The sequence below is a fragment of the Bradyrhizobium sp. UFLA06-24 genome, from assembly GCF_054967145.1.
Genome location: NZ_JADFUE010000113.1, coordinates 1 through 12,150 on the forward strand (window position 1 = coordinate 1; position 12,150 = coordinate 12,150).

Consider the following 12,150-nt stretch of genomic DNA (forward strand, 5'->3'; position numbering starts at 1 on the left):
TAACGCGCCGCCGCCTACTAAACCACGATGTTCATTCTTGATGGATTGCATGCTATTGAGCGCGCCGTCGAGTCCGCTGCGACGCGCCTGCATCAGGCGGCCGCGATTAGCAAAATGACGCACTCGTTTTCCCTCCCGAAAGATTTATCGTTCACGAAAAGATTAAACGGCTGCGAAGGCCGAATTCGACTGATGTGGAGGCTCGGTAAGCCGAAATCCTGCATGAGTGCCGCGGAGCGCGATGATTAATGTCGCTTCAGTCACGCGATCTTGGCCTTAGGAAGATGGAAATGGCGACTCGTAGCCAGTCTCAAATGGAGGGTTGTACGATTGCAGGTGAAGCGCTCGTATCTTTCCGCTGCAATGGCCAGAATATGATAAGGGCGCGTTCAAGGCACGGTTCAACATCGCTCGTCTAAAGCGAGGTCTCGTTTCGAGCTGCGCGTTCATTGGATCATCGCAAATCATATCGACGCGCGAAACTCAATTCGGTTGCTGCGGTAGGCGGCGGGACGCGCAGCACAAATGTTGAAGCTGTCACAGAAACGCTACCATCCCGCTTTGCACGGAGTACCAAATAGGCTGGGTTTCGCGATTCCAAGAAACACGCAATCTAGCGGGCGAATCTCAAAACTATCAGCGAGGACGTAAAAAAACGCCGCGAAGAAAGTGTTCCCGACAATCATGCGTTGTTTATGGAGATCATGTTGTCTTCCATGTCAGCCAACGCGATGGATGTGATCCGCATGCGTCTTGCCGTCCGGGCGTTTCATCGCGACCAGTCAGAGTCCTCGCGGACGATCTTCGCAGCGTTCTCTGGATTGATGATAATCTGCGGCACTATGGCTGCTGGCAGGCACTTGAGTTGATTTCACATTTAGACCGGGATAGCCGTTGGCCAGCGTGCTAGGCGGCAGCGATTTCAGCCCGGTTTGGAAACGCGATGAACTTTTGGGCGCTCGCAATGTTTGGGCCAGCTTTCAGAATCGTCACGAACCTGTTGTTCTGGTAAATCTAGCGGCAATGTAATGATCACTATCCAGCAAAGCGCTATCCTCGTGCATGTGGACGAGCCAACGCAGCCCACAATGTTAGGCTTTGTTGCACGGTGGCGCGGACGTAAGCCAATGACGGACAAAAGCCGATACACCTCCCTTTAAACGATACTGGTCTTTCCATACGGAGCGAAGAAACGCACCTCGACTTACAAATTATGGTTCGAGTCGTTCTTCTCAACGGGTCGTGCCGCGCCAGACGTGGTCAAAGCTCGGCGATATCATTTTTGAGACGATAGACCCAGGTGCCGCGGTCGAGCGAACCGCATTTGCCGGAGCCGCGGTTGCTGGTGAGCAGGATCGCGTGGTCCTCGTACGGCCGGCTGATAGGAACGTTGACAGAGCAAATACCAGAGCCGCTTTCTCAAGCTTGCCTTCGCTGTGTCCGTCGAGCTGCGCAATGACCGCCATTTCTTGACTCCCATGATGGATGCGCAGCAGGCATCGACGATTGACGCGCGTACGTTCTCGTCGAGCACGCCACGGCGCTGAGTAAGCGAGTCCTCGATCTCGACAGCGCAATCGGCCTGTACAGGCCGGACGACTTCGCTGGCGGTCTGCGGCCCACCAACGCGCTCTCGGTCTTTTTTCGTCCGGGCCCGATATGGCGCGAAAGGACGGGGCGGGAAGCCCAAGGCTTGGCGAAGCGTTGCTAGCATTACGTAGTTGCGCGCCGGCGGTGAGCTTCTATTGGAAAGTAGCCACCCGTTTAGCATCTCGATCGTGCAATGACTGCTTGTGTTTGATTCGAACCGTCTGTCAGAGGCGTCCAAATGAAATCTAAAATCGGCCGATCGTATGCATTAACCGAGTCATCGGCCGAAGAGGTGACCGCAGCTTACAAGTAAGACAAAAAATCAGTGCTGCCTTTAGCTAGGCAAATATTCCATACTCCAGCTTTCGCTTATCACGCCCGCGGCAAGAAACGAGTTGATTTCAGCTTCCGTGTATTGCAACCACCGCAAAACCTGCCGCGTCGAGGCGCCGTATTTTTCCGCAGGGGGCAGCGAATAGACCTGGCCGACCGTCGTGCGGATGGCGTATGCATTAACCTGCGTTACGACATGACCGCTCGGGTGGTCGCGCAATGTTGAGAAAGAATAGCTCGCCTGTTCGGAACCCCGAGTACCATCTGCAGGCCCCGAATTTCGCGCCCGAATTGACGAAATATTCTCACAGATTGCGGCGCCGATATCGGCTGCACTAAATCTCAGTAGCCATTCCTCCGCCGAAGCCTTTCTGATAGCCTTGGCAAGGAAAGAGACCCGGTCCTCACTCGAGACAGATGCAAGGCCTTGAAGCCCCTCGACATCCGCAAAGCGAACAAGATCGCGCTCCGAGGCGCTGAGCATGAGCCAGCCGGAGGTCGTCTCATACAATTGGCTCAGCGCATCATAGCCCTTGGCATAGAGACCAGACGGCTCATCGAACGGTTCACGCCCTTCGTAGTCGTAGCAAAACGGCATCTGCAAAAGGCCGGAGAGCGCCGCCAGTGATGTCCGGGCCCGCCCTGCGTGGCCGGTCCTAGCTTTCTGGTACAGCGCGGCAGCCACGCCAAGGGCCGCACCAAAGCCGCCCATTACATCAATCGTACCGACGTGCGCGTATTCTTCGGGTGTCTCCGCTGAGCCACCGGACCTCAGCATGAGGCCACTCGTCGCCTGGACATTGTTTTCATAGCCGAGATAATCGCTGCGCGGGCCGCGACGGACGCCGCCGAAGCAATCGAGTTGGCAGAAGATCGCGTCCGGATTGAGCGTTTTCAGGCTCTCCGAATCGAGCCCTAGGTCCTTGACCTGCCGGTCAGGCGCATTCCAGACGACGACATCAACGGACTTCACCAGCCTCTCGAATACCTCCCGTCCACGGGATGAGCGGATATCCACCAGCACCGATCGCTTGCCGCGCATATGCGTCATGCCGTAGATCACCGTGATCAAGGGGCCGTTAAGCGGGCTCGCCGGGTCGATCTTGATCACGTTCGCCCCGAACCGGGCGAGATAGAATGTCGAGTGCGGACCAGCGATGACATTGCTCATGTCAAGAATTCGCACGCCGTCGAGCCATCCCACCAACCTCTCGGCCGATCGTGCAGTCGGCCTGGCAGGGATCTCTGAGAGTGCTGCGACGGCCTCGTCGACGGCAACCCACTTCCTTGGCGCTGGGTTCAGCATTGTCTCCCTGCTTTCTTCGAGCCAGACCACAGGTCCAGGTTGCTTCATGCGCCCGTATACGGGATCGTCGACCTCGATCATCAGGCCCGCGCATTCTGCGTGCTCGTCGCTGATCCATTCTTGCAACCAACGTTGCGGCGCGGCAGGGATCCGAGCTTCCCCGAAGATTCGCTCCCATTCCTCTGCGGTTCGGGTCATGAACGCGGCCTTCATCCGCCCGGCAATCTTGTCAACCCAATCTTTCGGCAAGGCGGCGAGCGAGACGTCGAATCGCCATTCGCGGATTGGAAGATAAACATTGACCTCCTCCGCAAGTCCCTCGGCTACCAGTTCGTCGTATAGTCCCAGCACCTGCAAGCATCGCCGGGGATGCTCCTTTTGGCTGGAGCAGAGGAGATAGAACATCCGCCCGTCCTTGCACTTGTAATTGCGGCCAAACGGATTGATCAGTTCCTGTACTGACTCGTAAGAAAGATCCATGGCTAGGCCAGCCTCGCGTCGCCGGTCAATCTCACGTTCAATTGGCGACTTGTAGCGGAGCGGACAGTCGTCGATGCTGATCGAGTTGTATGCGAGCCCCTCCGAGACCGCGCATGCAAGAGGCACCTCGATCTGGTCGCCGATCCCGCTGCGCTCGCGCGCCTGAATCGCCAGCACCGCGGCGGATACCGCGAGCATCGTGCCGTAGGCGGAAGCCAGAGGCAGCGGTGAAAACGACGGATTGACACCCATCAGCACGCGGTTCAGCCCCATGTCGGTAAACAGGCCCGAGGATGCCGCGATCACCGATTCGAAGGCGCGCCACTCGCGACGGAGTTGATCGGTGGATGCAAAGCCCGGGATGGACACAGTGATCAGGTCCGGCCGGGCCTTGCGCAGCGCCGCAAAGTCGATCCCGAGGCGGCTTAGCACGCCCGGGCGGAAATTTTCCACGACGACGTCCGCCTCCGCGATAAGGGCGTGCGCCTGCGATACGCCCTCCTCAGTTTTCAGATCGATCGCGACAATCAGTTTGTTTCGATTGAGCGTCGCATTGGCCGGGCTATCCCAGAGGGGACCGAATGGAGGGTCGATATGCACGACCGTAGCCCCAAGATCCGCGAGGATCATTGCCACCGCCGGGCCGGCGATGTACTGGCCGAAATCAACGACCTTTACCCCGAAAAAAGGAAGGGCTGAACTACGCATGGTAATACCTTCATCAGTTATGCGGGGGCGGTTTTGTAGCCGTCATGCAAGTCGGTCGGCCGCGTTAACTGTCGTTCCATCCCCGAAGGTGAACAAGCTTCGTAGCTTCGGCCACACGGCGCCAACATGGAGGTCTGCGTTAGGTCGGCTGGCGCTTCGCAGCAGCTCGCGCAGCCTCGCCGTGCTTGTCCTCCAACATGCTGACCGACGCCAGCTTCGGCTCGTGATATCGACGGGTGATCGATTTCTGACGACCAAATACGCCCGGTGACGACGTTAGTGCCGGCGTTACCAGCCTAACGCGTCTATGACAGCGTGTTAACAGCTTGCACAGCGGCGGCTATGTAGCCAGCTTCATAAGAAAATCCGACATGGCCATCAACGGTGCCGCCTGTGGTGGTGGGATTATCTCCCTCGAGGGCGGGCGCGTGCTCGGCCATGAGTAATCCATTGAACCCGACTTCCTTGAGCGCCTTCATGGCTTGGATCATGTTGACGTCTCCTTCGCCGAGGAGGACTTCGGTATATCGCGGTACTTTGCCCTTAACCGACCGAAAGCTTGCCATGTGAATCTTTCCCATACGTCCGAAGCGGTGGATTTCTGCAATTGGATCGACCCCGGCCATTTCGGTGAACACGCCGATACATAGGTCCATTCCATTAGCTTCACTGGGTATTTCCTTGAAAAAACGGAGGTAATCGGCCGGCGTAGTGAAGGGGCGCGCAACGCCTCGCATGACCGGAACGGGAGGATCGCTAGGATGCAATGCCATCCGCACTCCGGCTTTTTCCGCCGCCTCGATAACTGGCTTCGCAAAATATGTCAGGCGGTCCCATATTTCCTTTTCACTTACGATGCCGATTTCAGGAAAAGGTTGTTCATTCCTGACCCTCTCGAAATCGAAGGCATGCTCTGACATGCCTCCTCGCCCCAAACTCTCGTAATAACCGACCCGGTGGTCCCAGAAGATGTCCGCGAAGAACGTCCACCACGCCACTGGAACTCCGGCTTCCCCCATTGATCGTATCGTGCGGCACGTATTTTCGATCTCAAGGTCACGACCGGGCTTCCCAAGCAGAGACAGTGATCTTGAAGGTAGGCTCATCCCCTCCAATTTCACACCTGCATCCTCGCATATCTCTTTCACATGCAGGAGCTGCTCGGTCGTTAGATAGCCCTTGTCAACTTTTGCTGCTTCACCCGTGGCTGTAGCAATCCCCCAGAGCACACCGACCCCGAGCTGACTTAGCCATCGCAAATCCTTCGCCGGCAGCTCGAGACCGTATCGTGGTTCGGCCCGCTTAGGCTGCCAGTAATCAGTGTTGTTCAGGGGGCGGTCGCTCATGATTCTTCTCCATATAATCTGTGTCGAGTCGTTTATTCTTGCTGTTAGCGTAAATCCGTTAGCGATCAGGGATTTGGAACAGCGTCAGTTTTTGACGGTCGCGCTCGCGGTTTGAGAGCCACTGGCACCATTCAGTTCGATCACTAGCTGCTGACCGCCGTCCGTCCAGGTGTGCACCTCGTGCGCGGTGGGATCCTCGGGGTCGGCGAGTTCGAACCGGTAGTCGCCGAGCAGCAGGTGCCGGAACTCCTTGTGATTCTTTATTGCCGCGGCGTAGCCGCGCAGCTGGGCATCGGTCGCTTCCCAGAGACGGCCGCTGTACCCGAACGGGCCGCAGCTGTGCGAGAGGTAGTCGTAGTCGGTGAAGTCATGCCGCGGCTGGCAAAGGTTGGTGTTCGCGTAGTTGCCGGGCAGCACCTGATTGAGCCGTGTTTGCAGCCGGCGCACGGTGTCGGTATCAGTTGAGTGATCGTTCATCCAAAAGGTGTGGCCGCGCCGGGCGGTGCCGAGGTCGATCCGATGGCCGCCGGCTGCGCACTGCTCGATCACCAGGTCGGGGAGCGTTTCGATTAGATGGTCCAAGACGGTGTAGAGGCCTTGGATGTGGTTGATCTGGGCCCAGCCCGGTTCTGGGGTCGCGTTCCAGCGGTACAGCGAGGGGTGATTGAAGTCCCAACGGATCCAGCGCACCCCCCAATCGGCATACGCCGCATTGATCCGGTCCACCCAATACTGCTGCACCTGGGGAAGGCCAAAGTCGAGCATCCGGTAGTCGTTGGCGTGAACGTGAAAGGCCGGCCACGTCCGCTTGCTCATCCAGTTCCGGTACGTCTGCGGCCGCACGAGCGACTCCACGGGTACGAACCAGTCAGGATGCTGTCGGTATAGGGAGCTTTCTACATGTGCGTATTCGGGCTCGAACCAGGTGCCGTATCGCATGCCTTGTGCGCGCACGTACTCGGAAAACGGGGCGACGCCATCGGGAAAGCGTTGCGGGTCGGGCTCATGCCAGTTACCGATGCCCTTCGGGAAGCCGCCCGCGAACCAGCCGGCATCGATCACGAAGTACTCCAGCCCAGCAGCGCCGGCCGCTTTGACAGCGGGGCGTAACAGCGCGTCGGTGAAGTCGGTCCGGAATGCGAACCAGTGGTTGAACGAGGTCATCGGCGCGACCTCCTCGCCATCAAGTCGAGGTGTCACATGGCGGCGGATGTGCCGCCGCAGGGCATTGCCGCCGTCGGTCGGATCACCGCTGTACGGGGCGAGCAGGACAGTGGGCAGCGGCAGTGTCTGTCCGGGACGTAGGTCCAGTCCGATGCCCCACAGGCCCGCCTCCAGCCGCAGCGGGTACCCGCGGCCTGTACCCGGTTCTGGGTCGTTGCGCGCGTCGACGTACCAAGCCCCGGACCACTCGACGGCGATCGCGATACCAGTACCGTTCCCGGCCAGCAGCGCGAATGGGAGGTTCTCGGACGAACTGCGGCCGTCAAGGCCGCAGTGCGTGGAGACTTCCGAGTTTCCCGGGTAGCCCACCGGCTTGAGCAATTGGCGACTGACGGGCTCGAAGTCAATCGGCGGGAAGGCGGTGGCCATCATGCCTCCGCGCCATGTCCGCATCTTCGGCGCGCCCCAGCTGGAGTCGGCGAGTAGGAATAGCTGCAGCGTCGCGCAACCGGTGACGCCAGCGACGGTGCGCGAGCCAGCGTTGCGGATTGTGCCGGATACTTCGACTGCCCGCGAGTCGCTAAAGGTCCGGGCGCGCAGCTCGGCCCGCAGTCCGCTAGGGTGCGCAAACTCGGCGGAGAACCCATCGCCGTTCTCGGCCAGGCCGGTCTCTCTCCACTCCAAATCGCTGACGTTGGACAGCAGCAGCGCGAAGGGGGCGCGACCGGTAGAGTTGTCGGTGATAGTGGTCAGGCTAAGGTGGTCGACAAGGCGACGGGCGAACGTCATGGAAAGCTCCGGGGGGGGCGCGTGGCGGATGACGGGATGAGGCTTCCGATATCGATCGCCGCTGCCTTTTTTTGAATTATGGACGAAATCCCATTAGTGATGGAAGAGGATCGAGCGTCCGCCATCGATAACGATGTTCTGCGCCGTCAAAAATCGCGCCTCGTCTGACGCGAGAAAAACCGCTGTCCAAGCGACCTCGTCTGGGCGTCCGATGCGCTTGATCGGGTGGAGTGCATTCGTTTCTGCGCGGAGCCTCTCCGGATCGGGCGCGCTTGCAAAGATATTCTCTACAATCTCGGTCCCGATATATCCCGGAGAAATTGCATTTACGCGGATGCCGCGATCGGCATATTCAATAGCGAGCGCGCGGGTAAGGCCGAGCACACCGTGCTTGGCGACGGGATACGGAAAGCACTTCGGGATAATTTGAGAAGCATGCACCGACGCGATATTGATGATATCGCCCTGCCCATGGTTCAGCAGATGAGGCAACACGGCACGGCTGCAGTGCCAGACGCCATCCAGGTCAATCGCAAAGCAATGCCGCCAATCTTCTCCGCTCGTCTCCAGCGGATCTCTGAAGACGGCGACTCCGGCATTATTAACAAGCACATTTGGCGATCCCAAGCGATCCGCCACCTCCACTACCATTGTGTCCACTGCTTTGGAATTCGCGACATCGACTTCGATGAAGCAAACCTCTGCGCCTTGCCTAGAGAGCTGCTCCGTTGCTTCGCGGCCACAGCGAGCATTGATGTCAACCAAAGCGACACGGGCGCCTTCAGCCACGAAGCTTCGCGCAATAGCAAGGCCGATCCCCTGTGCGGCCCCGGTTACTATCGCTGTCTTGTTCGTCAATCGCATCACCGCGAACCTCCGAGCGCATCATCCGCGATCTCATCAGCGCCGACGTTCGGCACATAGCCCACCGGGATATCCCGCTTCTTCGCCCCGTTTAATTCGATATTGTCGCGTCCGATGCCACCAGGGAGCCCAGCGGCGACCTTATCGTCACATCTCGGTGCAGCGAAACAAAAGAAGCCATTGCTGCGCCCCGCGATGGCCTGTTGGTGGTCAAACGCCGGGAAGGCGGATTCAGCGATTAGGATATTACGCAAATCTCCCCCACCCAATCCAAAGGTAATTCTCGCTTTGCACACATTAGCGATCTCCGAAGGCGAAGTTCGCCGATTTAAGCCTAGCAGTTTCGAAATTATGCGCCTAACGGCGTAATGCGCAGCTTTTGAATGTACGCGGCCAAAGCACTAATAGCTAACGTGAGCTCGCATGCTTGCATCGCACAATTAGACGTGTCCATCAGGCTTGCGGGTCCCCAGGAGCCTCCAAAGGTTATTGAGGCCACGACGAATTTTGTATCCGGCCCTTGGTCACTGCAGCGAGTCTGGCGAACGGCAATCGTCGCGGGCTCCTGCGCCTTATGGCAATATAAGTAAAAAACCGTCTGTTTCCGACGACCTACAAAATAAAGGAGATCACGCGGTTGAAAGAGGCGATGGCGTTCGTAGCTCGTGAACTCGGGATTTCTCGCAAGATCCTCCACGAGTGGATCAAGGCGTGGAAGGCCGATAGGCCAGACGGGTTGAACCGCCAGTGCGGACCCAAGGCTGCGTCCCGCAAGATGAAGCAGCTAGCGACGTACAACGATAGCGTTCCGCACTTGCCAAAGCGCGCATCTCCCATTTCGAGCGCTGGAAGGCCCGTCAGCTGATGGACCTCGATCTTTTTTGGCAAGCCTTGCGCGAGCGGCTGGCAACGCAAAGCGACACCGTACCCGCCATTGAGGTCATCAAAACGATGACATCGGAGGCAACAGATTCTTATGCCGACGTGCAGCGTTTGTGCCGCCTCGCGGGCTTGCCGCGTGCAACTTACTATAGGCGCCTTACCGGACAGGACCGAAAGGCGGCCGACTGCGAGCTGAGCGACCAGCACGGCTTCGGCCGCGTGTCCCGCCAGTATAGGCCCGTTCTTCATACGCGGCGCTTCGCTGTCCCCTGCAAGGCGCGGAAGATGCAGCAGCATCGTGAAGCGCGTCGTGCGTTCGACCAAGTGCCGATTGCCCGCCGCCAAGGCCCAAAATGAGGTCTCCCTCCCTATGTCACGGCACTGCTCGATCGGCCGCTTCGGCAGGGCGTTGACTGATCATGATCTCCGGCGAGACGAAGCTCTTGCCTCGTTCACCTATGCGCCGTTGGGCATCTGCATCACGCATCCTGTTCGCAAGCAGGCCGTCAGCTCGCGGCGCAACACTCCCCGGCCCTGAACCAAGAGGGACTGATAGATGGCTTTGTGGCTGATGCGCATCGTCTGTCGTCCGGGAAGTCGATCGGCAGGCGACGGGCAATCTGCTCAGGCTCCGGGCCTTGGCCCATCGCCGATCCTTTCGCGGGCCATGCGGGCGGCCCTTCCACGACGCCGGGACGAGGAACGGAAGCGCCGCTTGGAGCCACGACGGCGCCGGCAAGTCTCTCCTCCACATAAGTGCGCAAGGTTGTGTTAGCGGACGTATCGGCATGCCTCCGACGATCTATGACAAATTCCTCAACGCCCTTGCGACACTGGGTTCGAGTCCTTCCATCGGTGATAAACGCGACCCTGCCCACGAAAATGCTCGGTGAGTCTACTCGTAGGCCGATTCATGCTTCAGGATGTACTCAACGTCGACCTCTAGCAACTGTTCAGCAAGTGCGGCGATCGATTGCTTGGTGCCAGCGAACGCCCACAAGCGGTCGGATTCTCTGATAATGCGAGGTCCATGCTCGGCGTCCAGTGCCGGACTGTGAAATTCCATCTCCCCGAATCCGAAGCCATCCCAGGCCTGAAACGCCTGGTCGGTTCTAGGGGATCGATGGGGATGATCGCAGTATGCGGAAGCGCGATCTACGGGAAACTCGCGTGCGATCATGCACCAGCGTCCGTCCGCGAGCTGTCGGAAAACGGCAGACCGTCCGGTGAGCGCGATAGTCGATAGTCCAAATTTCGCCCGGGCCGCTCCGCCATAGCGCCACATGATGTGATCCGGCTTCTCAACCCAGCCACCAGGTAGCCCGTAGGAAAGTGGCTTTGCCAGCGGAGTGGTCGCCTTCTTGATCGGAACGACCAATACCGTTCGGGGCGGCATCTGAAGCAAGTGCCACAAGTCAATGACACCTCGGCGAGTGCGCTCGGCAATCTCAAGCATATGCGAGGACTCGATTCCAAGGTACTCGATTCCGGCCAGCAGTCGATGCTCTCGGGACAGAGGCGGTTCGGCGACACGGATCGAGCGCTCCACGTGGAAGGCGACTGACGAACCGCCCCCGTGCACCGGCAGCTCTCCTTCCATTCGGAGGGTGATTGAGCGCGAATCTCCCCCGACGAATTCGTACTTTCCAGGGTCGGTGGGTGGGGGCACCCTATAGTTCGCGAAGGTCTCCCAGTCGGGCTTCCCGTCCCAGTGATAAGTCAGTTCCGGCGAGAACCATAGGCGATCTCCTCCGAGACCTCCGGTGAGCTGGTCCGGTTTATTGACGAGGTTGACATCATCGAGCTGTGGGTGTGACCAGAGCAGATTCGGCCCGTCCGCCGAGAACGCCATCGCAATAACGCGGCCTGCAGCTAACGTCACAGCAATTCTGCCGTCTGCCTCCAGCTCATGGACTCGGACGGCCGCTGCTCGCAGGTTGCCGACGACGTCCGCGTAGGTTGCATCGCTCATTGTGACCTCCTTCGGTGCGGGATAATCGTGGCTTGGAACGATGTTCGGAGCAATTGCAAGTTCGAGACCCTTGGCCGGCAGGGCGGGAAACTCCGTACAGACGACTCGACCGACTAGACTGAAGAACCGAGTTGGACCTTTTCTCTCTCCTCCTGAATAGTCAGCGGGGTGCATCTCCTTTCGTCTTGCGTTCCAACTCCATGGGTTCGAAGCCGTATCGGTCGTTAACACCCCTGAAATCTGGATGGTGAAACTGAGGGTAAGAACCGTCGCGCTCGAAACGGGGCGAGAATAGCTACGGCCGGAACCTTCAACTGTTGCGGATCCCACGCAACCGCTGCGAGCGCCGGCGCAGCAGCTCAACAGTGGTCAGCATGGTGATTGAGAACAGGATCAGCACTGTGGCGGCGGCAATAATGGTCGGATTGATCTCCTCGCGGATTCCAGAAAACATGACTCTGGGCAGGGTACGCTGTCCGGCGCTGGCGACGAAAAGAGCGACGACCACTTCATCGAAGGAAGTAATGAAAGCGAAGAGCGCACCGGAGGTCAGTCCGGGTAGAATGAGCGGCAGGATGATGTTGAAGAAGACCGTGATTGGTGGGGCGCCGAGACCGGCGGCTGCGCGGGTGAGCGAGTGGTCGAAACCCATCAGGGTCGCGGTCACGGCGATGACGACAAAGGGCGTAGCCAGCGTGGTATGCGCTAGGATCAGC

The 12,150-nt window shown here is 58.8% G+C and carries 7 protein-coding genes and 1 pseudogene; all 8 read right to left on the reverse strand.

Going from position 1 to position 12,150, the window contains the following annotated elements:
* Positions 1-1,924: 1,924 nt before the first annotated feature.
* A complete protein-coding gene (locus tag IF809_RS36760) occupies positions 1,925-4,417 on the reverse strand; it encodes a CaiB/BaiF CoA-transferase family protein (protein ID WP_441258742.1) in 2,493 nt (830 codons plus the stop codon).
* Positions 4,418-4,722: 305 nt separating this feature from the next.
* Positions 4,723-5,763, reverse strand: coding sequence for a mannonate dehydratase (locus tag IF809_RS36765; protein WP_441258741.1), 1,041 nt, complete (start codon positions 5,761-5,763; stop codon positions 4,723-4,725).
* Between the two features lie 84 nt (positions 5,764-5,847).
* On the reverse strand, positions 5,848-7,716 hold the full coding sequence (locus tag IF809_RS36770) for a glycoside hydrolase family 36 protein (RefSeq protein WP_441258740.1): 1,869 nt from the start codon (positions 7,714-7,716) through the stop codon (positions 5,848-5,850).
* Between the two features lie 93 nt (positions 7,717-7,809).
* The gene (locus IF809_RS36775; RefSeq protein ID WP_441261197.1) at positions 7,810-8,580 is read right to left on the reverse strand and encodes an SDR family oxidoreductase; all 771 of its coding nucleotides are present in this window, start codon (positions 8,578-8,580) and stop codon (positions 7,810-7,812) included.
* Positions 8,580-8,834: a hypothetical protein gene (locus IF809_RS36780; RefSeq protein WP_441258739.1), complete on the reverse strand. Its 255-nt coding sequence runs from the start codon at positions 8,832-8,834 to the stop codon at positions 8,580-8,582. The genes IF809_RS36775 and IF809_RS36780 overlap by 1 nt, the downstream gene beginning before the upstream one ends.
* Before the next feature lie 832 nt (positions 8,835-9,666).
* A pseudogene (locus IF809_RS36785) lies at positions 9,667-10,262 on the reverse strand (transposase); the annotation flags it as partial.
* 95 nt (positions 10,263-10,357) lie between these two features.
* On the reverse strand, positions 10,358-11,434 hold the full coding sequence (locus IF809_RS36790; protein ID WP_441258738.1) for a DUF6786 family protein: 1,077 nt from the start codon (positions 11,432-11,434) through the stop codon (positions 10,358-10,360).
* A gap of 310 nt (positions 11,435-11,744) precedes the next feature.
* A partial coding sequence (locus IF809_RS36795) for an ABC transporter permease (protein ID WP_462839936.1) occupies positions 11,745-12,150 on the reverse strand: 406 nt, incomplete at its 5' end.

Bases quoted from the DNA above. Each gene is read 5' to 3' on its own strand.
- IF809_RS36770 (WP_441258740.1), bottom strand. From the start codon at position 7,716: ATGACGTTCGCCCGTCGCCTTGTCGACCACCTTAGCCTGACCACTATC.
- IF809_RS36775 (WP_441261197.1), bottom strand. From the start codon at position 8,580: ATGCGATTGACGAACAAGACAGCGATAGTAACCGGGGCCGCACAGGGG.
- IF809_RS36760 (WP_441258742.1), bottom strand. From the start codon at position 4,417: ATGCGTAGTTCAGCCCTTCCTTTTTTCGGGGTAAAGGTCGTTGATTTC.
- IF809_RS36765 (WP_441258741.1), bottom strand. From the start codon at position 5,763: ATGAGCGACCGCCCCCTGAACAACACTGATTACTGGCAGCCTAAGCGG.
- IF809_RS36790 (WP_441258738.1), bottom strand. From the start codon at position 11,434: ATGAGCGATGCAACCTACGCGGACGTCGTCGGCAACCTGCGAGCAGCG.